The organism is Saccharibacillus sacchari, assembly GCF_037722395.1.
Lineage (GTDB): Bacteria > Bacillota > Bacilli > Paenibacillales > Paenibacillaceae > Saccharibacillus > Saccharibacillus sacchari_A.
The window spans coordinates 153832-177637 of record NZ_JBBKAR010000053.1 but is presented as its reverse complement, the minus strand read 5'-3'; the positions used below and the strand labels follow the sequence as shown (position 1 = coordinate 177637).

Here is a 23806-nt window from a genome sequence, read left to right as displayed (position 1 = left end):
ATGGAGATTAATCCAAAATCACTTCGTTTACTTTCGGAATCCCGTATCGCAACGCCTGCTTGTCGTTGTATCCGCTTATTCTCGTCGTCAACGTTCCTCGAACGTCCACGTTCTCTTCGCCTTGGACGACTTTGAAATCTACATTCGCACCCACATAACTCAGCTTTCCGCTCTTATCCATCCCAAGATCCAAATCCGCGCGTCGGATCGCCGTTGACGACTTGATTTCTTCGGATTCTCGTTTAATACCATCTTCGGTCGCTCCCGCGTAATATTCCTTTTTCCAAGCCAACTCTTGTTCGTCGATATGCAGCGCGCTTCTCCACTCGGGATCGCCGAGCAAGTCTAGCATATCGGGAACGGTCTGCATAAACGCCGCTTTCAAAACGCTCTCCAGATTGTCTTCGCTAATGGAAAAACGTCCGGCCGACGAAACTTTTATCCGGTCCGGAATATCTGCTTCCTCAACAGAAATGCTATTCAATGCGATTCCTGAAAAATCTTCCGTCGCAATCGTCAGTACCTTTTCGCCAAGATTGCCCATATCCGCGCTTTTATTATTCCATTTATACCCGTACCCCAGGTCATAGTACTTCCCGCCGATCTCAGGCCTGCCGCTTATCGAAGCCAAATTCTCCGGGATTTTGATCCACGTATGTTCTTCGGTTATGACGATAACCGAATGGAGAACAATCGAAAATTCGGGGCTATCCGCAACAAACGCGACTTCCGCTTCGATCAATTTGCGATTCGCATCGTACACGCCTTGTACGTCGATCTCGATTTCTTTTCCAAGCAAGATTACTAAAGGCGTAATGTATTCAGATGCCGTTCGCAGATCGTTGATTCCTTCTGCGGGAATATCCGGCGATTCGGTTTGGGAGAAAGCTTGAATTTTTGCTTCAAATGCATAAGAATTCGCTTCTATCAGATTCCGATAAGCATTTACGGTCGCCTGATCTATCGCAACCGAATCGCCACAACCAGTTAGCATGAGCAAAACCGCCGTACCCGATAACCACTTTCTTATTCCCCCCACATGCTTAACCCCTTTTTCATACGGATACAGAATTAAATTTCAATTCAAAATACAAGGATGAAGAACCTATATTTTCCTTAAATGAAACTATCGAAAGTATAAGTGAGAAAGCAATGTTTTTCAATACTTTTTTACTATGATTTCATATTGCGTTCAACCTGCTTTACCGCATTCGGTCTATCAAAAAAAGCGCTTCCCGTCCTCTGTATGAAGAGAACCGGAAACGCTTTGCCATAGCTTTTTATTTGCTGTTCAAGGGATTTTTCATGAAATAAAACTGGCTTTGGCCGAGCGGCGCATTCACGAGCGCGACGCCGTCAGCGAATTCGCCGACTTTGACTTCGCTTGTTTTGAAATCGACCCGCGTTTTGCCGAACCGGTCGATCAGCAGCTTGGTTCCGTCCGTACGCTGCACGAAAGCCAAACCTTCTTTGAACGAACCGATCTCCGCGCCTTCGTCGCTGAACTGCGCCGGAATGACCAGTTTGCCCGTCACGCCGATATAGCCCCATTTGCCGCTGCGGTCGCTAAGGCTTCCGCCGATTTTGACCGCAGCGCGGCCTTCGCTGAACGCTTGGCCTCCCGTGTATTGGGCTTTGACGATAACTTTGCCTTTCGTGTTCACGTAGCCGTACTTTCCGTTTTGCAGGAACAAAGCCAATCCTTCGCTAAACGGCGCGGCTCCATCGAATTGCGGCTTGATTACGACTTTGCCTTTTTTGTCGATATAGCCCCATTTGCCGTTTTGCATGATCGGAGCCAGTCCTTCGCTGTACACGTTCAACATGGCGTATTGCGGCTTGACGATTTCTTTGCCTTTCGCATCGATAAAGCCGCCGACGTAAGAATTGCCTTTCTTTTTCCAGACCGCCGCCATGCCGTCGCTAAAATCATGCGCTTCGTCGTAGGCCGCGGCGAACGCCGTTTTGCCGGTTTTGTCGATGTACGCCCATTTGCCCGCAGAAATTTTGACGGCCGCGAGCCCTTCGCTGAAGCCTTGGCCGACCTGCTGATACTTCGGTTTGACGACGACTTTGCCCGTTTTATCCACGAAGCCCCACAGCGATCCTTTTTGTACCGCCGCCAATCCTTCGCTAAACGGTTTGACCTCGTCGTACTGCGCTTTGATGACCGTTTTGCCGTTCGTGTTGGCGTAGCCGAAAAGCGTCGTTTTGCTGTCCCAGAACGACACGAGCCCTTCGCTCAAATTGCTCAGCATCGCGTAATTCGCGGGTTTTGCCGTTCCGTTGACGATACTCGTTGCGCTATCTGCTGCATATGTAGGTGGCGTGATCGTTGCAGTCGAGACCGAAGCGGTCAGGGCCAGGGCGAGCAAGATCGATGTACGTTTTTTCAATGTCTTTTCCCCTCTCTGATATCAATGTGCAGGGCACAACAGTTATTTACCCACAGCCGCCGGGGAAGCATCTTCAATCGCCGAATTCCGTCAAAATGTCAGAACTCTTTCTCTACGCAAAAAGCCCGATCTTCAATAAAGAAGACCGGACTGGTTTGATACTGTCGATTCGGCTTTATTTTTCAAACGGATATTTAAGTCCCCACTGTCCGCGTACATTGTCCAACAGACGCATGATGCCCAGCGACTCGGCCAAAGTGATCACCGTGCTTTCGCGACGGCCTTCGAGCAGCGCACGACCGACTTCTTCCGCTTCGTACGCATAGCCCTTGATGCCGCGGTCTTCGCGATCGTCCGTCACTTTGACCGGATCTTCGCCGTTGACGTACAATGTCGCTTCCTTGGCAAACAGGAATTGCGGGATATGGATATAACCCTTCGTTCCGTGGATAAAAGCGTCGTTCGGGAAGTTCACGCGCACTCCGCCGTGCAGCGAAGCCGTTTTGCCGTCGCCGTAATCAAGCAGGATCGTGAAATGTTCGTCGACTCCCGTTTCTCCGATATGCGCCGTCGTCCAGATCTGATCCGGGTTCGGACCCAATACCATCGAGGCAAAAGACACCGGATAAATCCCCGCATCCAGCAACGCGCCGCCGCCCAGATCGGGATTCAGCAGGCGCCCTTCCGGATTCCAGCCCGCGTCGAAACCGAACTCGGCTTTGACGACGCGCACGTCGCCGATCTTATCGTCTGCCAGCCATTGACGCACCTGCTCGATCGGCGGCAGGAAGCGCGACCACATGGCTTCCATCAGGAACAGCTTTTTCTCGCGTGCCGATTGTATCAGCTCGTCCAGTTCGCCTGCGCTCACCGTAAACGGCTTTTCGCACAATACGGCTTTGCCTCCTTCGAGAGCAGTCAGGACGTTTTCTTTATGAAAAGGGTGGGGTGTCGCTACATAGATTGCATCCACGTTCGGATCGTTCGCCAGTTCTTCGTAGCTGCCATGCGTAACCGGCGCTCCGAATTTCTCCGCAAACTTGTCGGCGCTTTCTTGCGTACGCGATCCGATCGCGTACAACTCGCCGTTCGAAGCATGCTTCAAATCGGCGACGAACTGCTCCGCGATCCAGCCCGTACCCAGAATGCCCCACTTGATCTTGCCGTTTGCCGCCTCGCTCATCGTGACTCCTCCTTGAAATAGAAATCGTTTTCGGCTTACTTTTCGACGCGACGCTTCCTTGGAACGGATACGATTCGCGTGTTATGTAAGGCCTTTCCTTGTACACTTTACCAGATCACGACGCCAAAAAACAGTTCAGCTGTAGGTATAGAACCCTTTTTCTTGGCTTCGCAAGGTCGGGGATGGGCGGTTGGGTGTGACGTCGGTGAGCGCTGCGGAGGGGATTCGTTTCGGTCGCGCGTTGCAATTGGGAAAATGGATTGGATTATAATAAGGAATTTTCCCAATTGCAAAGGCGAACACTTATAGCATATGCTTCCGAAGTGCATTTCTTCGAAATGCTTCACCTACACTGAATCCCCTCCTCCGCTTTTGCGACGACTTATCCAACCAACGTTACATTCCCCCGACAGCAAAAGCCGCCTTGCGGCTTCTACTTGGGGATAAGTAGAAGGGCAAAGGCGGCTGCATAAACGGGATGGGTTAAGCGGAAAAAAATCGCGGCTGATTCGGACTTGAAAAGGCTTGTTCGGATCAACTATCGGCGTTGGCGTTAGTTGATATCGGACCAGGCTATCCTCTTCAAGAAATAAGTGCGGATATGCACTTATTTTATTCAAATCAGCCTGGTTTTCGAAAATAAGTGCCAAGATGCAATTATTTCCGAAAAAATAGCGAGAATCGGCGTAAAACGAAGTAATTAATTGCATTTCAGCACTTATTTTTTCAAAATCGCGGAATCCGGCTAAATTAAGTGCATATTAGCACTTATTTCATTTATCCCGCTTATTTCACCTATCCCTTCTATTTCACCTATTCCACTTTTTCCTTCCGAAGCATCTCCTCGCCAAGCTTTTCATACTTGATCTCTTGCCTCTGCTCCCACCGAGACGATCGGAAAGTCGAGGCTGCTTTTCCCTACCCCTTTTAAGAGGTAGACGGAAGTTCCGCTTTGGCCGAAGCGTAGCGGGCGGCGAAGGAGAAATTCAGTGAAAGACGCCTTTGAACCCGGAAAGATTCCTTATTCAAATCCAATCCACTTTCCGGGTGAGACAGCGGCTTGAACGAATTCCCCCGCAGCCGCCTGCCCAGCTTCCCCAAACGAACAGGAACTTCGGCTTAGCCTCTTTTCCGACGTGTCATGACGTCGAAGATCACGGCTGCGGCCAAGACGCCGCCGCGGATCATGTACTGGTACGAGATGCCGACGCCCAGCAGGTTCATGCCGCTGGACAGCGAAGCCATAACGACCGCGCCGATGATCGAGCCGGTGACTTTGCCGACGCCGCCGGCTGCGGATACGCCGCCGACGTAAGCGGCCGCGATCGCGTCAAGTTCGAACAGCGTGCCTGCGGTCGTCGTTGCCGATTGCAAACGGGCCGTATACAAGATGCCGGACAAAGCGGATAACATACCCATGGAACCGAACACGATGTAGGTAATCTTTTTGACGTTGATCCCGGTCAGATGCGCCGCTTCCGGATTGCTGCCGACCGCGTAGATATGGCGGCCCAGCACCGTTTTGGTGGTCAGGAAATGGTAGATCGCCACAACCAGCAGCGTGATCACGACGGTCCAGGAGAAGCCGTTGTAGCCTGCAAGAATCCAAGTCAGATACGCGATAATCGCCGATACGAAGATCAGTTTGATGGCGAAAATTTTGTTGGAAGGCACTTCGAATTTGTATTTGATCTTCTGGTTGCGTTTGGAGATTTCGGCGTAGATGAAGTACAGGATAACCAGCGCGCCCAGGATCAGCGACAGCAGATTCAATCCGGCGACATGGCCCAGAGCGGGCAGGAAGCCGTTGCCGAGCGCGTTGAACGTATCGTCGCGCACGATGATCGTGCCTGTTTTTTCCGTCACTTGCAGCAGCGCGCCGCGGAAGATCAGCATCGCCGCGAGCGACGAAACGAACGCCGGAATGCCGACGGACGCAACGAGCACGCCGTTGAACATGCCGATCACGATCCCGAGGATCAGAATGATCGGAATGGTGAAGTAGACCGGGACGCCGAGCTGCGATAGCATGATCGCGGCGATCGCGCCCATAAAGCCGGCGGCGAAACCGACCGACAAGTCGATATGCCGGATGACGATAACGAGCGTCATGCCAACGGCCAATACGGCGATATAACCGGTAGCGTCGAGCAGGTTGCTGATATTCCGCGAGGACATAAACAGCCCGTCGGTCAGGATCGTAAAGGTAAGCATGATGACGAACAAAGCGATATACATCCCGTAATCGCGAATATTTACTTTGAGCAAAGATTTGGCTTCTTGAAAGAAGTTCACGGTTTTCCCCTCCTACTATTAGCTTGTCGAGCGCAATCCATACCTTTAAACGCCGACAAGATCTTACTGCGTCGCAAACTCCATGATTTTTTCCTGATCCGCGTCTTCGGCCGCGATTTCGCCTTTGATCCGGCCTTCGGCCATGACGTAGATGCGGTCGCTCATGCCGAGCACTTCGCCGAGTTCGGAGGAAATCATGATGATGCTCATGCCCTGGGCAATCAGCTTGTTCATGATGGTGTAGATTTCGAATTTGGCGCCGACGTCGATGCCGCGCGTCGGCTCGTCGAGAATGAGCAATTGCGGGCCGACGAACAGCCATTTGCCCAGCGATACTTTCTGCTGGTTGCCGCCGCTGAGGTTGCCGACGATCTGCTCCACCGAAGGCGCTTTGATGTTCATCGACGATTTGTAATCGTTGGCGACTTTGACTTCTTCGTTGTCGTTAATCACGCCGCCCGGCGCGATGCCTTTGAGATTCGCCGCGCTGACGTTGCTTTTAATATCCTGGATCAGGAACAGCCCGTCGCCTTTGCGGTCTTCCGTAACGTAAGCGATACCGGCTTTGATGGCGTCGCTGGTATGGCTGAAGCGCGTACGTTTGCCGTCCACATACAACTCGCCGTCCAGCTTATAGTTTCTTGGATTGCCGAAAATGCTGAGCGCGAACTCCGTACGGCCCGAGCCCATCAGGCCCGCGATACCGACGATTTCGCCTTTTTTCACATAGAGGTCGACGTTCTTGACGATGTTTCGGCCAAGCTGCGGATCGTAGGCGGTCCAGTTTTTCACTTCAAGAATGTGGTCACCGAACTTTTTGTCGGGCCGCTTCGGATAGATGTCTTCGATATCGCGTCCGACCATGTTTTTGATGATCGAAGCTTCGGTGATTTCGCCTTTCGACGCGTCCAACGTGCAGATCGTTTTACCGTCGCGAATGACCGTCGCTTTGTCCGCGATCGCAATGACTTCTTTCAGCTTGTGGGAGATCATGATGCAGGTAATGCCCTGGCTTTTCAGTTCGCGCAGCAGGTCGAGCAGATTTTCGCTGTCGTTTTCGTTGAGCGCCGCCGTCGGTTCGTCCAAAATGAGCAGCTTAACGTCTTTGCTAAGCGCTTTGGCGATCTCGACGAGCTGCTGCTTGCCGACGCCGAGGTCGCGGATCAGCGTCTCGGGATTCACGTTCAGCTTCACTTTTTGCAGCATTTTCCGCGCTTCGATGATCGTCTCGTTCCAATCGATCACGCCGCCGCGCTTGACTTCGTTGCCTGCGAAAATATTCTCGTACACGCTGAGATCCGGGAACAAAGCCAGCTCCTGATAAATGATCGCGATACCCGTTTTGACGCTGTCCGTGATCTTGCCGAATTGCTGCACCGTGCCTTCGTAGACGATGTCGCCCTCATATGTGCCGTACGGGTAGACCCCGCTCAACACCTTCATCAATGTCGATTTGCCTGCGCCGTTTTCGCCGACCAGGAAATGAATCTCGCCTTTTTTGACCTGAAAATTCACGTCGGACAACGCTTTGACGCCGGTGAAATTTTTGGAAATGCCGCGCATCTCCAAAATATTGCCGCCCGGGCCTTCGGATTTCGGTCCGCTTGTTTTTTGTAGGATATTTCCGCCCATTTCTATCGCACCCCTTACCGCCCGGTTTACTGAGAAACAGGAACGGGAGCGTCCCCGTCCCTGCTGTTCAGCCGGCTGTTTGTTGAACTTACAGTCCTTTGAAATCTTCTGCTTTGTAGTAGTCGGAATCGATCAATTCTTTTTGCAGGTTTTCTTTATCGACCACGATAACGTCCGTTTGTTTCGCTTTAACGTCTACGCTGCCGTTGTTGTACGAACCGGTTGTTTCCGGCGTTTTGCCGTCCAGCACTTCGACTGCCATGCCCATTGCGTCTTTAACGAGCGTACGCACGTCTTTGAATACGGTCATGGATTGTTTGCCGTCGATGATGTACTGAATCGAAGCTTGCTCGGCGTCTTGGCCCGTAATTACATAGCTGGTCACTTCGCTGTCGGAACCGAATACGTCTGCGATCGAGCGTGCCGTACCGTCGTTCGGAGCGAGAATGGATACATCGCCCTTCATGTCTGCGGCTGCTGCCGTCAGGTGGGTTTGGGCTTTGTTCTTCGCTTCGTTCGGGTCCCAGTTGGTCGTAACCTGGCCGATGATGCTGCTCATTTGGTCGCGGGACAGGTCTTTGGTGTCTTTCAGCTTTTCAGCTTCCGAAGAGTTTGCGATTTTGAATGTGCCGTCCGCGATTTTCGGTTGCAGCACTTCCCAAGCGCCTTGGAAGAACAGGAATGCGTTGTTATCCGTTGCCGCGCCTGCGTACAGGTAGAGCGGTTGTCCGCTTGCTTTTGCGTTGTCGATCAGGTATTGGCCTTGAGCCGCGCCCACTGCCAAACTATCGAATGTCACATAGTAGTCAACTGCGTCGGTATTCGTGATCAGACGGTCGTAAGCGATGACGGTTACGCCGTCTTTTTTCGCTGCTTCGACTGCTGCCGCCGCGGCGTCGCCGTCCTGTGGGCAGATGATGAGAATTTTGATGCCTTTGTTCAGCAGCGTTTCCACGTTCTCTTTTTCTTTCGCGGAAGAGCCTTGGCTGAACAAAATTTCCGTCGTGTAGTCGGTGCCTGCGAGCGCGTCTTTGAAACGCTGTTCGTCCTGCACCCATCTTGGCTCGTCTTTCGTCGGCAGTACGATCCCGACGCTGACGCTGCCTCCGCTTCCGCTTGTTCCGCCTCCGTTGCCGCAAGCTGTCGCGACGATCGAGAACACCATGACCGCAATCAGAAGCGCAATCCCCTTAACCTGTTTTCTCAACTGAACAATCCCCTTTCGGTTTATCTGAGTAGGTTGCAATGTGTTGTTTTCTTCTGGCAAGATCAACTATAGCATCGCATCGGACAGGTGTAAGCGCTTATCATTAGCACTCTTTTGTTACCGTCTGTACTTTTTTAAGGCTAAATAGAAAGCGCTTGCAAAAAAGTGCGGATCGGTGCCCGGAATAAGGCTTGGATCACTTACTCAACTGAAGCTTCCTATCGAAACGTTGATACGAATCGTGGAATCTATCGAGAGCCCCGAGCAGATGCAGCGTTCCCGATGCCCGTAAAATGTTAACGTTTCGCTCACATTTTAAGCCCGAAATTCGGTTTTGCTTCAAAATGTTGACGTAACGTCAAAAATTCCAGCGCCTATCGAAGATTTGGAGCGGATTCGGACAAAAATGTGCGCAAAACGTCAACAATTGCGTTGCAAAAAGCAAAAAACGCAAAAAATGTTGACGTATTGCGCACATTTCAAAACAGGCTTCCCTATCGAACCGAACTTTTTCACACCTCAGCTCTCACCTATCCGCTTATGTGACTATTCCTTTGCTCCGCCTATTCGTTGATCCGCCTATTCCCCTGCCGCCCCATACACCTCTTCCCGCGTATGAAACCCGTCCGCGATCACCGTTTTGTCGATATTCGACGCGTCGACGGCTATCGGCGGCAGCAATATGGACGGGACTTCGATCTTGCCGTTGTTCACGCGTCTCGTCGTAACCGGCTGCTCGCCTTTGGCCAACGCGATCGCAAGCTGCGCCGTTTGCTCCGCCAAACGCCCGATCGGCTTATAAACGGTCATCGTCTGCGTGCCCGCCACGATGCGGCGGATCGCAGCCAGATCGGCATCCTGACCCGCGACCGGAATACGCCCCGCCAATCCGTGCTCCGCCAGCACCTGCACGGCGCTGCCGGCGGTGGCGTCGTTGGCGACGATAACGGCGTCTATGCCGGCGGCTCCGTTGGCTGCCAAAGCTTCCTGCATATTTTCCAACGCGTAGACGGGCTTCCAGTCTTTCGACCATTGATCGTACACGACGCGAATATCGCCCCGGTTGATCGACCGCTGCAACGCGTTAAACGCTCCTTCTTTGAACTGGCGGGCATTGTTGTCCGTATCCGCACCGCCGATGTAGACGTAGTTGCCTTTCGGCACAAGCTTCAGGATCGCCTCGGCCTGCAAGCGCCCTACCTCGATATTATCGAACGACACATACAGATCGACGTCCGCGTTAGTCACGAGCCGATCGTAAGACAGCACCTTGATCCCGGCTTTATGCGCTTTGGCGACGATAGCGGCGGTCGCTTCGGCGTTATGAGGCACGATCACCAGCACGTCGACGCCCTGGCTGATCATCGTCTCGGCTTGCGCGATCTGCCTGGCGTCGTCGCCGTTGGCCGATTTGACGACCACTTTCGCGCCCAGCTTCTCCGCCGCTTCCACGAACAGATCACGGTCCTTTTTCCAGCGTTCTTCAAGCAAAGTGTCCATCGTGAAGCCGATCACCAGCGGTTCGCCGGACGGCTTCAGACCGGGCAACGCCGCAGCAACCGTATCCTCGCCCGAGCCTGTTACAGCAACTGTTGCTTCGGAAGTTTCCTGATCTGTACCCGTGCCGTTTGGCGTCTCCTTTTCTCCGGTTGCGTTTACGTTCGTAGAAGCTTCGTCGTCTATGCCGTTTCCGCTTTCGTTCTCCGTGATCGCCGTGGCGGAACGTTCATCCCCGGATTGCGACGAAGGCGCACCGCCCGAGCAGGCTGACAACAGCATGATCACGATTGCCGACACCATCCATAGCAGCACCAGCGGATATCGCATGAAAAAGGTCCGTTCACGGTTGCTGCCGCCTTTTCCGCTTTCCGCAACTGTCATTCGCCACCTCCCAGCAGCGCCTTCCGGTATTCCGTCGGCGACAGGTCGCACATCTTTTTGAATACCTTGCTGAAATAGTTCGGATCGTGATAACCCACCTCGAACGTAATTTCCTTCAAACTGCGGGACGGATCGCTCATCAGCTTTTTCGCTTTATCGATCCGGCATTCGGTCAGGAAGTCGATGTAGTTCACGCCGACCTGTTCTTTGAACAATTTGCTGATATAAAAAGGACTGAGTTCGAACTTTTCTCCGATCCCTTCGAGCGAAATGTCTTCATGCGAATGCTCGGCAATGTATTGTTTGATCCGCCGCACCGTATCCGGTTTGACCCGCTCCAAATGCTCCGCGTACGCCTGCTTGATCCGGTCCAAAATCGCGCCGGTTTCCGCCCGCAACTGACGGTAATCCTGCGCCTGAAACGAAAACGTAGGCGTCCCGATCTCCACGCCCATCTCCGCCAGCACGCGCGACGATACCCATAGACGTTCCGACACGCGCTGCTGCGCATGCAGGCGGTCGGCACCTTCGTTCTCGCAGCGACGCAGGAAGTCGAGCGTTTCGGTACGTATGCCGTCCCAGTCCCCCAAGCGAATCTGCTCGAAAAAGTGCTGCTCCCAGCGCTTGTCCGGCAGGTCCAGCAGCGACTCTGCCGTCCCGATCGCGCCGGGCTCCGGCTTATCGACGTACAACCGATAGCGTACCGGCTGGGTCGGATCTGGTGTCGCCAGCAGCGCTTCGCGATAAGATTGGCGTACCTGCGACAGCGATTCGCACATATTGCCTACGCCGACGAACCATCCGTCCCGTACATGGCGCCCTCCCGTTTCCAGCACCATCTTCGCAAGTTCCGATGCCTGCACGCGGAACGAACGGGTGTTGTCGCGGAAAGCGATGATCGGAATTTGGCGACCATATAAAGCGCCTACCCATCCCGCGCCTTCGCGCCTTACCAGATCGCGGATCGCTCCGTAAGCGCCGTCCGATCCTTCGGGAACCAGCACCGACAACGCAAACGTCTCGCTGCCCGCATCCGCGCCAAGCCACGACACCAACTCGTCCGAATGCACTTCGTGCACATGGTCGAATAACAGCTGCGTGACAATATCCGTCTCGATCACCGGCATGACCCGTTCCAGTGCGTCTTCGCGCAAACGACTGTGTTCGCGCTCGCGCGTCTCTTCCTCGATCTGCTCCAACACCCGGCCGACCGTCTTTTTAATCTCCGTCGCTTTGCTTGGTTTAAGCAGATAATCTTTCACACCCAGCTTGAGCGCACGGCGAGCGTAATCGAACGTATCGTAGGCGGTAACCATCACGATCTTGATATTCGGGTACTTTCCGCCGATAATCTCTGTCGCTTCCAGCCCGTCCATGCCCGGCATTTTGATATCCATCAGAATAAGGTCCGGTTCGAAAGACTCGGCCAACTCCACCGCCATTTTGCCGTTTTTCGCCTGCTCGATAGCCAGATCCGGGAATCCTTTGCGCAAAATAGCCTCCAGCCCTTCGCGGCCGACCTGTTCGTCATCCACGATCAATAGCTTTATCATAGGTGTCGCTTCTCCTTGTCTTCGGTAATTTGAGCAGAACCCGCACGCCGCGGCCTTGTCCGCTATGAATCTCGATCACGTCCGATACGCCGTAGAACAATCTCAGCCGCCGTACCACATTGCCGAAGCCGATTCCTGTCGAATGGCCTTCCGGTTGCATGTCGCGTTCTTCAAGAATGCCGCGAATCTTCTCTTCGTTCATCCCCGGCCCATTGTCGGCAATCTCTACCGTGACAGACTCGCCCGCATCCGCGATCGTCACCGTAATCGTTCCTCCGTCTTCCGAAGGCTCGATCGCGTGAATGACTGCATTTTCCACGATCGGTTGCAGCGTCAATCCCGGCATCTGCACCGCCAGGCAGCGCTCGTCGATCTCCGTGACCAGATTCAACCGCTCCGTAAAGCGCGCCGATTGAATCTCCATATACTGCCGCATGACGCGCACCTCGTCGTACAGCGTCACTGCCCGATCCAGCCGTTTGAGATTGTAACGCAGCAGCCCAGCCACGCTCACCAGCAGGTCGCTCGTCTCCTCCGCTCCTTCCAGAAAAGCTTTTTTGGACAGCGTATCGAGGATATTGAACAGGAAATGCGGATTGATCTGGCTTTGCAAACTGCGAAGCTGGCTTTCCTGGAGCAATAATTGACTTTGTTGAAGTTCGCTTTTTAGCCGGGCTTTTTCTTTCATTTCGACAATCAGATTGTTGATATTGACCCGCATACGCTCGAACGTCGTCGCCAGAAAAGCAATCTCGTCCGACGAATTCACGACGATCTGCCGTTCGAATTTGCCTTTGGCCAGCTCCTGCGCCGCTTTGGTCAATTGTTGAACCGGCCTTGTGATGCTGAGCGAGAACCAATAGGTGAACAACAGCAGGCCGAACGTGATCGCAAGCAGAATCCAGATCCCGAGCTTTTTCAACTCTTCGGCTTGCTCGATAATGCTGCGGTAGAACCGTTCGTACGTGTTCAACTCGATATCGATCAATTGCAGCGTCATCTCCGCGATGTAACGGGAAATGCGCGTCGCCTCCGCAAAAGCTTTCGACGATTCCTCGGTCTCTCGCTCGGACTTGAACATGACCGACCGGTCCGTCGTTTCGATCAAACTATCGATCAGATTCATGTAACTGGTCAACGCAAAGTCGTTCTCTTCGTTGCGCAGCACGCCGACCGAGCTTTGTGCGTCCCGCAATTGCTGTTCGCCGCGCCTTAAGCTGCTCAGATTCCCTTCCGTCGGCGTCAGCAGGTAGATGTTGAGCGCATTGACCGTCTGGCGACTCGCCGTGGTGACCTCGTTCATGAGCAGATAGCGTTGCAGAATCTCGTTGTATTGATCCTGCGTTTTCTGATTGTAGTAGGTGAGCATGATCCAGATCGAAGCCATGATAAACATGACAATGGCGGCCAACGTCCAGATTTTTCGCTGAATCCCGATCATTGGGCATCCTCCGTCGTCAACAAGCGAATATCGGTCAGATAACCTTCGGCATCAAGCGGAACGGTCTCGCCCTCCAGCCACTGCACCATCATTCGCACGCCGGTTTCCCCCATCGCAGACGGCGACTGTTGAATAACGCCATCCAACTTTCCTTGCCGCAACAAAGCCAGAATATCGGGATTGTCGTCAAAAGAATAAATATGATACGGCTCCACCTGCGAACGTCGGCCGATCTCCTGCACCATAGCCGGCGTCAAATTGGCATCCACAGAGATGAAGGCGTTTACATCAGGGAAATGGTTCATCACGTTTTGCGTCGCGGCAACAATCTTCTCTTCTTCATCCGAACTGGTCACGTATTCCGTGCGAATGCCCGGATACTGATCCAGGATGCGGCGAATGCCTGCCACGCGCTGGCGTTGATCGTACTCTTCGCGTTGATCGCCCATGAGCACCACTGTACCCGTGTCCCCCATACCGGCGATCAGCGTATTGGCGATCATCTCGCCAGCCGCCAGCGCATCCGAGCCGACGTACGTTTTGCGCATGCTTTCGGACATCGGCACGTCGCTTGCCACGGTGATGATCGGAATCCCGTAAAAGGCTGCTTTTACCTTGGTTAGATTGTCGAACGCATCCTCGTCCATCCCCTGCACGATAATGCCGTCCACCTTCGAATCGATCGCGATTTCAAGCTGTTTGAGAAAGTCTTCGCGGTCTTCCCCGTAGGTTCCCCACACCTCCAGGTTCGCGCCTAGGCGCTGGGCTTCGTTTTGCGCGCCTTCACCGACCTCGTTCCAGAAAGGCGTACCGAGATCCTGAGTGACGAGCACGAGCCGATAACGATCCTCCTCCCGATGCTGAAGCTGCGGCGGCTGCCAAGCGGATTGGACGAATCGAATCGCGGAGATCATGGTAAAGAAAAGAAAAATGGCGCAGATCGAACCCAACGCCAAGCTGATTGTTTTATGCACACTGTATCCCTCTTTTCCAAGCGGATAATCAAATTATAACATTTTATTCCATTTCATCGAAAGCCAACAAGACTTCTTCGCGTTCTTAGCAGTTTGTCTACTGTAGCAAATCGGTCGGCGTCTGAATAGATTTTTTTTGCAGAATTGACTATAAAACTGTTTTTACAATTCGTTTCGGAGTTTTCCGGCAAGGGTAAGGGTCCAACGAAGAAGAAATGTCGGAACGTTGTCTGAACATGCGTTAAAAATCGAACCGAGGAGGAACTGAGTATGACGAAAAAACCTTTAGGCAAAAAGCATCTGGTCGCCTCATTTGTGTGCGGTGCCGTATTGTTTTCCGGACTTTCCGCGGTAGCGGCCGATACGTCGGTATCCGCGATGATTTCCAAAGCGACGTTTTTCGCGTTCGGGGAACGCCAAGCGGCCCCTGCGCCGACAGGCAGCAACGGCAAAAAATCTCCGGCCGCACTGACCTACAACGGCACGACCTACGTTCCGGTACGCGCGATCGGCGAAATGCTCGACGTTCCGGTGTATTGGGACGGCACCAATAACGCGATCTCTACAGGCACGGCCAAAACGATCGTGAAAAGCGCAGACGGTACGGTTCACGGCAGCATCGATTTGACGGAGGAAAAAGGCGGCGTACGCGTCAAGGTGAGCTTGATGAATATTCCTGCGGGGCCGCACGGCATCCACGTTCACCAAATGCCGATCAAAAATAACGACTTCGCGACCGCGCTCGGCCATTTCAACCCGACCCAGCACGAACACGGCCACGACAATCCGCAAGGCGCCCATATCGGCGACTTTACGAAAAACTTGACCGCCGACAAAAACGGCAAAGCCGTGCAGGAATTTTTCCTTGAAGGCGCCAACCTGCAACCGGATAGCCCGATGTCGATTGCGGGCCGCTCGATTATCGTTCACGCGGGACCGGACGATCAGAAGACCGATCCGGCCGGAGATTCGGGAGACCGGATCGCGGGCGGGAACGTGCCGAAGTAACACATCAGAATACAGACCGATCGTTCAAATGCCTGCGCATATCCAGTTATTTTTCGCAATTTGACCTGCGCAATCGAAATCACTGCATACCTACAGCTAATTGATCGCCGGACACAAAAAAAGTTATAAAATTTACGATTTAAAAGGATATATGTCGTTATTTTTTCAGCGATAAGAAATTCGAATCCTTTAACTGGATATATGCTGTTATTTTATTTTGGATATCGGAACGTTAACCGTTGAGACAAGCGCAAAAAAGGAGACAACCGAATTGACTCGGCCGTCTCCTTTTTTACATGTTCGATTTTGGGTTGGCGTACTGCTTATTCTTCAAAGCGTCCGTACCGCTGCCATCGCAGTTCCATCTCCCGCAAAATCTCCGGCGCCTGCGCCCCGAATCCCTGCATTGGGATATTGACCGGCATAGAGACGAGACCCCGGTTGGCTTTCATCAATCCTCGCATAAAGCCGCTTCGGCGCGCCAGGAAATCTTGCGCGTCGTACAGATCGATCCCGATATACGGTTGGTTCATCAGTGCGTAAGGTTCGATTCGGCTGATCTCGTTCCAGGCTACGAAACCGGCATTGGCTGCCGCCACCCGATCGTGTAAGCCTTTTTCGTCCAGTATCAGAATCGGTGAGAACCGAAAAGCGCGGCGAATGCCGAATCCCATGCCGGTTACGCCCATCAGCAGCGACAAGATGCCCATGATGCCGCCGAAGATCGAATGGTCCGGTCCCGGACTGAAGCCGAGAAACATCAGATAAATGCCTGCGGCGACGAATAGCAGACCGAACAAAGCGATTTGCAAGGCTTTCCCCGGCTTTTGGTAAAAATGAAGCGTTCGGCTTCCCTGCATCATGTTATCGCGCTCCATAAACGGTTCTCCTTTTTGTTATCGTTTCGTTGTCTTGCTTTTCGCTCGCCTTCTCGCTTACCGCTCTGTTACTCAGCCGATTTCAGCAAGCCTTTTTCGGTCAAATATTCCCGAGCCACGTCTCCTGCCGAGCGTCCTTCCGCGTTCACCTCATAGTTCATTTTGCGCATCTCGTCGTCCGTGATTTGCCCGCTCAGCACGTTCAACGTGTCCGCCAGCTCCGGGTATTTGTCCAGCGTTTTCTGAAGCATCAACGGCGCGCCCTGATAAGGAGGGAACAGACCCTTGTCGTCTTCCAACACGGTCAGATCGTACTGCGCCAATTCGCTGTCCGTCGAATACGCGTCGAGCAGATCGATATCGCCGCTCTCGATCGCTTGATAACGCAGCTTCGGTTCCATCGTGGATACCGTATGGAATTGGATGCCGTACAACTGCTGTATGCCCAGGTAGCCGTCTTCGCGATCCGAGAACTCCAGCGTGAAGCCGGCTTCGACATTGTTCTCGATCGGTTTGAGGTCCGAGATCGTCGCCACCTGATATTGGTCCGCAAGACGCTTGGACATCGCCAAAGCATACGTATTGTTGTACGCCATCGGCTCAAGCAGCGCCATATCAAAATCGGCTTTCAGCCCATCCCGCGCTTGGGCGTACACTTCCGCGGCGTCCGTGCTGGTTGCGGTCGTTTTCAAAAATTCGCTGATAGCCGTGCCGGTAAACTCCGGGTAAATGTCGATATCGCCGTTTTGCAAAGCCGCGAATACGAATGACGTTTTGCCGAGACCCGGCTTCAGCTCTACGGTCAGCTCCGTGTCCTGTTCGATCAGTTCTTTGTACATGTTGATCAAAATTTCCGGTTCGGGACCCAGCTTGGCGCCAAGAACCAGATCTGCTTTGGCGGGTTGAGCGAACAGCGGAATGATCAGGAAAGCCGCGATAATAATCGCAAAGCCGCCAAGCGCCGCAAGCGAACGCTTGAGCGACAACTTTTCCAAGAAGCGCAGAACAAAATCGAAAACAATCGCGAGTAACGCCGCAGGAATCGCCCCGATCAGAATCAGGTCGGTGTCGTTGCGGTCGATCCCGAGCAGAATCAGTTCGCCCAGACCGCCCCCGCCGATCAGTGCGGCCAGCGTGGCCGTACCGATAATCAACACGGTTGCGGTGCGAATCCCGGCCATGATCACAGGCATCGCCAGCGGCAATTCGACTTTGAACAGACGCTTGCGTCGATTCATGCCCATTGCGTCGGCCGCTTCGATCAGCGAAGGATCGACGCCGCGCACCCCTGTGTATGTGTTACGCAGGATCGGAAGCAGGGCATAGATCACAAGCGCCACGACCGCGGGTACGCGCCCGATACCGAGCAGCGGAATCATCAGTCCCAGCAGCGCCAATGACGGAATCGTCTGAAGCACCGCGGTTATGCCGATGATGCCTTCCGCGGCGCGCGGCGTTCTCGCCAGCAGCAGGCCCAGCGGTACCGCAATCAATGCAGCAATCAGCAGAGAAACGAAGGATAACGCAATATGTTCGCCCAGCGTGCTCCACAATTGATCCTGCCGTTCCGCGAGTACGTCGAAGAAAGTATTCATTAGGCTTCGCCCCCTTCTTCGATCTCGCGTGCGATTCGTTTAAGCGTACGCTCCCGATCCAGCAGGCCGATCACGGCGTCGCCTCTTCGTACCAACAGACGTTCTTCCGCTGCAAAATGCCATAGCAGTTCGCCCAATTCGGTCTCCGCGCCAATCGTCACGGCGCCTTCGACGGCAAGTCGGCTATCCGCCTCCAACGGTTCCGCCAATTCTTCCGCCGTCAGCTGGGAGGCTAATGGATGGTGTTTGCCCGAGCCGACGGCATCCCCCAGAAACTCCCGAACAAAATCGTTGGCTGGATGCTGCACGATCTCGTCCGGCGAACCCATTTGCACGATTTTCCCACTGTTCATCAGGCAGACACGATCGCCCAATTTGATGGCTTCGCGCATATCATGCGTGACGAAAACAATCGTTTTCCGAATCGAGCGTTGAAGCTCCAGCAGATCGTTTTGCAGCTTTTCGCGCGTCACCGGATCCAGTGCGCTGAACGGTTCGTCCATCAGCAAAATATCCGGATCGGCGGCCAAGGCCCGCACAACCCCTACGCGCTGCTGTTGTCCGCCGGACAGCTCGGAAGGAAGCTTGTCGCGATAGATGTCCGGGTCAAGCCCGACCATGCCCAGCAGACGATTGATCGTTTTGTCGATCTCCTCGCGCGGCTTTTTCATCAATTCAGGGACTACGGCTACATTTTCTCCTACCGTCATATGCGGGAACAATGCGATTTGCTGAAGCACGTAACCGATATTCCAACGAAGCTCGCTTAACTTGTAATCCTCAATCGGACGTCCTTCGATGCGGATCTGCCCGCTGCTGGTTTCAATCAGACGATTGATCGTTTTGAGCACCGTCGTTTTGCCGCAGCCGCTAGGGCCGATCAGGACAAAAAATTCGCCCTTTTGAATCTCAAAAGACAATCCGTCGATAGCCGTGCGGCCATCCTTATACGTTTTGGTTACCTGCTCAAAAAGGATCATAGTCGTCTCCCAAGTAGATTGTCGTGGAATTCATCTGTTATTCTCTTTTATCAATACCCGATTGAGGCGGCTTGGTATCACAGAAGGCGGAAATATCGAATTTGGTTGTTTCGGGGGAGGTACGTAGGTGGGGGAAGCGAGAAGACTGCTACGTTGGGAGCATTGATAAAAAATCCCCCCTCGCTACCTATCGCTTCGCAAAGTTGAAACAATCCCGCCGGAAACGCATAATAGAAAGAGGCTCGTGACTTCGGTCGCAGAGCCTGCTCATTGAATTTCCAGGATCGATATAGATGGAGGGTCACATGAATCAATCCAAGCTCATTGCCGTGATCGGCGGAACCGGCAGCGTGGGTCGTTATGTCGTCAGTTGCGCACTGCAACAGGGCTATCGGGTGCGTATGCTCGCGCGTAGCGTAAGAAGCATGCAATTGCCTCCGGAAATGGCAGCCAGATTGTCTGTCATCCAAGGCGACGCGACGCGCTTCGATTCGCTGCGCGATCTACTGCACGGCTGCTCCGCGGTGATCAACACCTTCGGACGCCCCCCGCAAGAGGAACCCCTATACAGTGCCGTCACACGGCGGGTACTCGAAGAAATGGAACGAGCCGGAGTCCGGCGCTACATCGGTGTCACGGGGTTATCCCTGAAGCTTCAGGGCGACCATAAGTCGATCGGCGGACGCGTGGTTTCACGCATGCTGCGTTCCCTGCATCCCCAGTTTGCCCAAGATCGCTTGGCGGAACTGGCCGTGCTTCAGAGCAGCTCTGTCGAATGGACGCTTGTCCGGCTGCCCGTCGTGAAGGAAGGTCAGGGCGGTTGTGCCGTCAAAGCCAACGCGGATCGGATGACGGGAAACCGGATCTATAACGGAGACGTTGCCCGTTTCCTCGTCAAACAGGTCGACGAAGCGGAATATGTGCGCCGTTGTCCGTTTATCGGAAGTTAAGTCGCGACACATTCCAGCTTGCACGAACAAACAAATAGACTTAGGCGCGTGCGCAACCCGGTCTTTTCCGATGCCGCTCCGGACGGAAGAATGCAGGCCCGTTCGAAGCGGCGAGTTTGCGTCCGTGCCGATAAAAGGGGAGGAATCGGAGTCATGGACTTTGTCGCAATCGACTTCGAAACGGCCAACTCCAAGCGGGCAAGCGTCTGCGCGGTAGGTCTGGTCGAGGTGCGTGGCGGACGCATCGTCGACGAATATTATACGCTCGTCAATCCGCACGATGATTTTGATTATTTCTGTATTGCGGTACACGGCATCACGCCCGATCAGGTGGAGGATGCGCCTTCGTTCGCTGACATCTGGCCGGAAATGCGCAGCCGGATCGAAGGCCGCGTGCTAGTCGCCCATAACGCTTCATTCGATATGAGCGTCTTGCGCCGCAGCACCGAAGAATACGGGCTGGAGCTGCCCCATATTCAATATATGTGCTCCTTCCTGCTCTCGCGCAAAATCTGGCCGGCGATGCCGAATCATAAACTGAATACCGTAGCCAGCCAGTTGGGCCTCAGCGCATTCAAGCATCACGATGCCATCGAGGATGCACGAACTTCGGCCAAAATCATGCTGCGCTGCATGGCGGAAGGCGAAGCTTCGGATTGTGATGGCTTGGCAGATCGTTACGGCTACCGAATCGGGCAGATTACGCAAAGCGGCGAGCATGTGACGTTCTCGGCTTCGGCACCCAAGCGTGGTCGGACACGTGCCGGTTTGAAGTCCAAAAGCGATACAACCAGAGTCGCTGACACTAAGACGATCACAAACGTCGATGCGGATCGCAGCAACCCATTTTACGGCAAGCGCGTTGCGTTCGCCGGGCGACTTAGCCATCTCAAGAAAACGGACGCTGAACAGAGTGCTACCGAACTTGGCGCATTTTGCGGCGTGTCGATCGAATGGAAAACGGATTATCTGGTCGTTGGGCGCCGGGATTACGAACGTTATGAAGCAGGAACAAGCACTAACAGTAAAATCCAATTGGCTGGTAAACTCGCTTCCGGCGGCAGTTCCATACTCATTTTGTCAGAAGTCGAATTTGCCCGGCTTCTACAGGAGGCCAAGATGTATGGATAAGGAAAAATTACAGCTGCGTCTACAACGAAAAATGATGTTCGACCTTCTTTTTGTGGCTTTGGCGATTGCCGCGATTTTTTATTTCGAACTGTATACGCTGCCTGGGATTCTGCTTCCTCTTTTACTCGCGGCGCTTCGGGGGTACACATTTACGCTCAATATGCGACGCTTTCGCCGTGTATCCGCCGAACTTAAAAACGAGCAGCCCAAAAGCCGACTATACCAACAAGACGAAGACGATTAGATTCATGCAAAAAGAAGCGGAATAACTCTCATCATCGAGAGCCATTCCGCTTCTTTGTATTGCTGCATGCTTTTGAATCCGTCAGGCTTCGCCGATCGACACCGGAATCCCGTCTTCAGTCGCATCCGGTTCGCCGTAAATGAAGTGTTCGACGCTGATGATATTTTCCTCCAACGTGCCTTGGGAATTATCGAAATACAGGACCGAGCGGCCCGGAAGCTCCCACTGGACTTCGGTGCGCTGCATGCGCTGCACAAATTCATCCCAGTTCGCCAGCTTCCATTCGTCGGCTTTGTGCCCGCGATCTTGGATGCGTTTTTTGTACTGGGTCATGTCCTCCAGATACACGTAAATCACTTTGACCTCGACGTCGTTCACGGTTGCGCCGATCTTCGCCAGTTCTTCATGAATCCAGTTCGGGTTGCGAATCTCGCTGGTAAACGGGCCGACCGCGAACACATCGGAACCCAGCTCCAGGTTTTCCAAAGCCGAGTCCATCGTCAAACGATAGCCCAGATCGCGGCACAGCAACTTATATGCAGCCGAATCGCGGTCATGCGGATCGTGTCCCATCAGGGTCATGATCTTCTCGCTCGCCGGACGGGATGCCGTGTCCATATCCAGAAAGACCGGATGTTCCTTGATCGTAATGCCTTTGGCGATCGTCGTTTTGCCGCTGCCGGCTCCCCCTACGAAAAATACCAGTTTACGCATAGCTATCTCCTCTTCTTTAATTAACCAATCATAATATAGATTTTATAGCTTACTATCATTATACGTAATTAAAGAAATTCCGTCATAAAATCATCTATTGAATATGATTAATTTCTAACATCTTCTCTTCTAAACGCTGAACCACTTGTCGAATGAAGTACGCATCATTAGATTTTAAAATTTCTTTAATTTCGCCAATCATCGAATATACCATTTTCGAAAAAAGCACCAGAACGACTGCAACAATACTTATTAGTATTAACAAAAGAAATTGATCGTGCGATTTGTATTCTGGTCTCGCAATAAGAGCATTGAATAGAAAAGATGCCCAAATCGCTGCCATTGTAGGTATAAAAAATGAAAGACCTATATATCTTGTTCGAGCTGATCTTTGAATAAATCGCTCATACATTTCAATTAAGTTACGTATTTTCTTTTCAGAATTCTGATCTTGAATATTCATATTGAAGTAAGACAGCTGCAAATCAAATTCCCGATCTTGGTAAAGTTGAAATGAAACACTTCTCCATCCTTTATCCGATTTTTCGTACTTACAAGAATAACGTTTAAAAATAATCGATTTGGCTTTTTAATGAAAAAATGAAGTGAAATTAAAGTAGTAAATAAAAACAAAAGCATTAAATAAAAGAAAGGCAAAACAATATAAGAAAATTCAAAAGTTTTAGTAACGAAAATAAGAATGGCAAATATAATTAAACTGGCCATTAAAAAGATAAAAGTTAGAGTTAAACCAATCAACGATGTACGCGTAAACCAGTATAAACCTCGCATATACTTAAAAACTAACTCACCAGTCGACACATTTTTTTTGTAGTATTTCAAAAATTCCTGCCTTATGTCCAAAATAATTGGACTTTTTTCACTATTCAATATCAAAAAACCTCCTAGCCGTCTCCGTCGTCTGCTCCATGACCGCCGCGGCGCTTCTCCCCGTACATTCCGCGACGGCTCGCGCGATATGCGGCAGGTAAGCAGGCTCGTTGCGGCCGTCTTTCGGCTTCGGTACCAGATCTCTCGGGGTCAAGAATGGCGCATCCGTCTCGATCATCAGCCGATCCGGCGGGATCAGTCGCACCAGCTCGCGCAGATGTTTGCCGCGGCGTTCGTCGCAGATCCAGCCCGTGATCCCGATATGCAGACCCATGTCCAGGTAAGCGCGCAGTTCGTCTTCCGTTCCGGTAAAGCAATGGACGACGGCCGGAAGTTCAGCGGGTTTGACCCGGCGAATAATGGTGGCAAAGTCTTCGTGCGCGTCCCGCTCGTGCAGAAACAACGGCATGTCCAGTTCTTCCGCCAATTCGATCTGCTTGGCGAACCATTCCAGTTGGATGTCGCGCGGCGAGAAATTGCGGTTGTAATCCAGTCCGCATTCGCCGATCGCGACCACTTGCCCGCCCGCTGCGAGGTCGCGCAAACTTTGCAGCGTACTTTCGCCGCAGCTTTTGGCGTCGTGCGGATGCACGCCGGCGGTGGCGTAGAGCCGGCCGGGATAACGGCGCGCATAATCGGCGGCCGCTTCACTGCTGCGGACGCTCGTTCCGGTGATAATCATCGGGGATACGCCGGCTTCGATCGCGGCTTGCACGACTTCCTCGCGATCCGAGCCGAACGAGCGGTGCATCAGATTGAGGCCGATATCGATCGTCTGCCTTGTCGGCCCGTACGGATGACGGTTTTGATCAGGATTAGAAAATGACATGTTCAAAGCTCCTTTGGCTGTTCG

The 23806-nt window shown here is 52.8% G+C and carries 20 protein-coding genes; 4 read left to right on the top strand and 16 right to left on the bottom strand.

Translation table 11 applies throughout. The features are described 5' to 3' along the window. Positions 1-7: 7 nt before the first annotated feature. The 10 genes from WKI47_RS21165 to WKI47_RS21120 form a co-directional block, all read right to left on the bottom strand. A complete protein-coding gene (locus WKI47_RS21165; RefSeq protein ID WP_340229179.1) occupies positions 8-994 on the bottom strand; it encodes a hypothetical protein in 987 nt (328 codons plus the stop codon). Positions 995-1280: 286 nt separating this feature from the next. After that, positions 1281-2396 carry a WG repeat-containing protein gene (locus tag WKI47_RS21160; RefSeq protein ID WP_340229177.1) on the bottom strand — a complete coding sequence of 372 codons (1116 nt, stop codon included), beginning with the start codon at positions 2394-2396 and terminating at the stop codon, positions 1281-1283. Positions 2397-2571: 175 nt separating this feature from the next. Continuing rightward, a complete protein-coding gene (locus tag WKI47_RS21155; protein ID WP_340229176.1) occupies positions 2572-3579 on the bottom strand; it encodes a Gfo/Idh/MocA family oxidoreductase in 1008 nt (335 codons plus the stop codon). Positions 3580-4698: 1119 nt separating this feature from the next. Continuing rightward, positions 4699-5874 (bottom strand): sugar ABC transporter permease, encoded by a 1176-nt coding sequence (locus WKI47_RS21150; RefSeq protein WP_340229175.1) that lies wholly within the window; start codon positions 5872-5874, stop codon positions 4699-4701. A 63-nt stretch (positions 5875-5937) separates the two neighbouring features. Next, on the bottom strand, positions 5938-7506 hold the full coding sequence (locus WKI47_RS21145; protein ID WP_340229174.1) for a sugar ABC transporter ATP-binding protein: 1569 nt from the start codon (positions 7504-7506) through the stop codon (positions 5938-5940). Between the two features lie 88 nt (positions 7507-7594). Further along, positions 7595-8671, bottom strand: coding sequence for a sugar ABC transporter substrate-binding protein (locus WKI47_RS21140; protein WP_425355495.1), 1077 nt, complete (start codon positions 8669-8671; stop codon positions 7595-7597). A 621-nt stretch (positions 8672-9292) separates the two neighbouring features. Next, positions 9293-10594: a D-xylose ABC transporter substrate-binding protein gene (gene xylF / locus WKI47_RS21135; RefSeq protein WP_340229172.1), complete on the bottom strand. Its 1302-nt coding sequence runs from the start codon at positions 10592-10594 to the stop codon at positions 9293-9295. Beyond that, complete coding sequence (locus WKI47_RS21130; RefSeq protein WP_340229171.1) at positions 10591-12147, bottom strand: response regulator; 1557 nt, start codon at positions 12145-12147, stop codon at positions 10591-10593. Before WKI47_RS21130 ends, xylF begins: the two co-directional genes overlap by 4 nt. Then, positions 12122-13588 carry a sensor histidine kinase gene (locus WKI47_RS21125; RefSeq protein ID WP_340229170.1) on the bottom strand — a complete coding sequence of 489 codons (1467 nt, stop codon included), beginning with the start codon at positions 13586-13588 and terminating at the stop codon, positions 12122-12124. The genes WKI47_RS21130 and WKI47_RS21125 overlap by 26 nt, the downstream gene beginning before the upstream one ends. Further along, positions 13585-14562 (bottom strand): sugar ABC transporter substrate-binding protein, encoded by a 978-nt coding sequence (locus tag WKI47_RS21120; protein WP_340229169.1) that lies wholly within the window; start codon positions 14560-14562, stop codon positions 13585-13587. Before WKI47_RS21120 ends, WKI47_RS21125 begins: the two co-directional genes overlap by 4 nt. 270 nt (positions 14563-14832) lie before the next feature. Between WKI47_RS21120 and WKI47_RS21115 the strand changes: the two genes are divergently transcribed. Continuing rightward, positions 14833-15570, top strand: a complete 738-nt coding sequence (locus WKI47_RS21115) for a superoxide dismutase family protein (protein ID WP_340229168.1) — start codon at positions 14833-14835, stop codon at positions 15568-15570. Between the two features lie 323 nt (positions 15571-15893). Here WKI47_RS21115 and WKI47_RS21110 read toward each other — a convergent pair whose 3' ends face one another. From WKI47_RS21110 to WKI47_RS21100, 3 genes are all read right to left on the bottom strand, one after another. Then, positions 15894-16448, bottom strand: coding sequence for an STM3941 family protein (locus tag WKI47_RS21110; protein WP_340229167.1), 555 nt, complete (start codon positions 16446-16448; stop codon positions 15894-15896). 68 nt (positions 16449-16516) lie between these two features. Then, positions 16517-18043: an ABC transporter permease/substrate-binding protein gene (locus WKI47_RS21105; protein WP_340229166.1), complete on the bottom strand. Its 1527-nt coding sequence runs from the start codon at positions 18041-18043 to the stop codon at positions 16517-16519. After that, the gene (locus tag WKI47_RS21100; protein ID WP_340229165.1) at positions 18043-19023 is read right to left on the bottom strand and encodes an ABC transporter ATP-binding protein; all 981 of its coding nucleotides are present in this window, start codon (positions 19021-19023) and stop codon (positions 18043-18045) included. The genes WKI47_RS21105 and WKI47_RS21100 overlap by 1 nt, the downstream gene beginning before the upstream one ends. Positions 19024-19328: 305 nt before the next feature. On the opposite strand from WKI47_RS21100, the gene WKI47_RS21095 reads away from it, so the two are divergent. The 3 genes from WKI47_RS21095 (at position 19329) to WKI47_RS21085 (ending at position 21348) form a co-directional block, all read left to right on the top strand. Then, complete coding sequence (locus tag WKI47_RS21095) at positions 19329-19973, top strand: NAD(P)-dependent oxidoreductase (RefSeq protein WP_340229164.1); 645 nt, start codon at positions 19329-19331, stop codon at positions 19971-19973. A gap of 153 nt (positions 19974-20126) precedes the next feature. Continuing rightward, entirely contained in the window at positions 20127-21104 is a 978-nt protein-coding gene (locus WKI47_RS21090; protein WP_340229163.1) for an exonuclease domain-containing protein, read from the top strand. Then, a complete protein-coding gene (locus tag WKI47_RS21085) occupies positions 21097-21348 on the top strand; it encodes a hypothetical protein (protein ID WP_340229162.1) in 252 nt (83 codons plus the stop codon). The genes WKI47_RS21090 and WKI47_RS21085 overlap by 8 nt, the downstream gene beginning before the upstream one ends. 81 nt (positions 21349-21429) lie before the next feature. On the opposite strand, the gene WKI47_RS21080 is transcribed toward WKI47_RS21085, so the two are convergent. The 3 genes from WKI47_RS21080 to WKI47_RS21070 all read right to left on the bottom strand — a co-directional run bounded on the left by WKI47_RS21080 (position 21430) and on the right by WKI47_RS21070 (position 23782). Next, entirely contained in the window at positions 21430-22062 is a 633-nt protein-coding gene (locus tag WKI47_RS21080) for an AAA family ATPase (RefSeq protein ID WP_340229161.1), read from the bottom strand. Positions 22063-22156: 94 nt separating this feature from the next. Next, complete coding sequence (locus WKI47_RS21075; RefSeq protein ID WP_340229160.1) at positions 22157-22525, bottom strand: hypothetical protein; 369 nt, start codon at positions 22523-22525, stop codon at positions 22157-22159. 420 nt (positions 22526-22945) lie between these two features. Continuing rightward, positions 22946-23782: a TatD family hydrolase gene (locus tag WKI47_RS21070; protein WP_340229159.1), complete on the bottom strand. Its 837-nt coding sequence runs from the start codon at positions 23780-23782 to the stop codon at positions 22946-22948. Between the last annotated feature and the right edge of the window lie 24 nt (positions 23783-23806).

What these genes read in the sequence shown, in the direction of transcription:
- WKI47_RS21115 (WP_340229168.1), top strand. Translation starts at nt 14,833, where the DNA reads ATGACGAAAAAACCTTTAGGCAAAAAGCATCTGGTCGCCTCATTTGTG.
- WKI47_RS21080 (WP_340229161.1), bottom strand. Translation starts at nt 22,062, where the DNA reads ATGCGTAAACTGGTATTTTTCGTAGGGGGAGCCGGCAGCGGCAAAACG.
- WKI47_RS21100 (WP_340229165.1), bottom strand. Translation starts at nt 19,023, where the DNA reads ATGATCCTTTTTGAGCAGGTAACCAAAACGTATAAGGATGGCCGCACG.
- WKI47_RS21145 (WP_340229174.1), bottom strand. Translation starts at nt 7,506, where the DNA reads ATGGGCGGAAATATCCTACAAAAAACAAGCGGACCGAAATCCGAAGGC.
- WKI47_RS21140 (WP_425355495.1), bottom strand. Translation starts at nt 8,671, where the DNA reads ATGGTGTTCTCGATCGTCGCGACAGCTTGCGGCAACGGAGGCGGAACA.
- WKI47_RS21165 (WP_340229179.1), bottom strand. Translation starts at nt 994, where the DNA reads ATGCTAACTGGTTGTGGCGATTCGGTTGCGATAGATCAGGCGACCGTA.
- WKI47_RS21090 (WP_340229163.1), top strand. Translation starts at nt 20,127, where the DNA reads ATGGACTTTGTCGCAATCGACTTCGAAACGGCCAACTCCAAGCGGGCA.
- WKI47_RS21105 (WP_340229166.1), bottom strand. Translation starts at nt 18,043, where the DNA reads ATGAATACTTTCTTCGACGTACTCGCGGAACGGCAGGATCAATTGTGG.
- WKI47_RS21085 (WP_340229162.1), top strand. Translation starts at nt 21,097, where the DNA reads ATGGATAAGGAAAAATTACAGCTGCGTCTACAACGAAAAATGATGTTC.
- WKI47_RS21130 (WP_340229171.1), bottom strand. Translation starts at nt 12,147, where the DNA reads ATGATAAAGCTATTGATCGTGGATGACGAACAGGTCGGCCGCGAAGGG.
- WKI47_RS21075 (WP_340229160.1), bottom strand. Translation starts at nt 22,525, where the DNA reads ATGAATATTCAAGATCAGAATTCTGAAAAGAAAATACGTAACTTAATT.
- WKI47_RS21155 (WP_340229176.1), bottom strand. Translation starts at nt 3,579, where the DNA reads ATGAGCGAGGCGGCAAACGGCAAGATCAAGTGGGGCATTCTGGGTACG.
- WKI47_RS21125 (WP_340229170.1), bottom strand. Translation starts at nt 13,588, where the DNA reads ATGATCGGGATTCAGCGAAAAATCTGGACGTTGGCCGCCATTGTCATG.
- xylF (WP_340229172.1), bottom strand. Translation starts at nt 10,594, where the DNA reads ATGACAGTTGCGGAAAGCGGAAAAGGCGGCAGCAACCGTGAACGGACC.
- WKI47_RS21110 (WP_340229167.1), bottom strand. Translation starts at nt 16,448, where the DNA reads ATGGAGCGCGATAACATGATGCAGGGAAGCCGAACGCTTCATTTTTAC.
- WKI47_RS21095 (WP_340229164.1), top strand. Translation starts at nt 19,329, where the DNA reads ATGAATCAATCCAAGCTCATTGCCGTGATCGGCGGAACCGGCAGCGTG.
- WKI47_RS21070 (WP_340229159.1), bottom strand. Translation starts at nt 23,782, where the DNA reads ATGTCATTTTCTAATCCTGATCAAAACCGTCATCCGTACGGGCCGACA.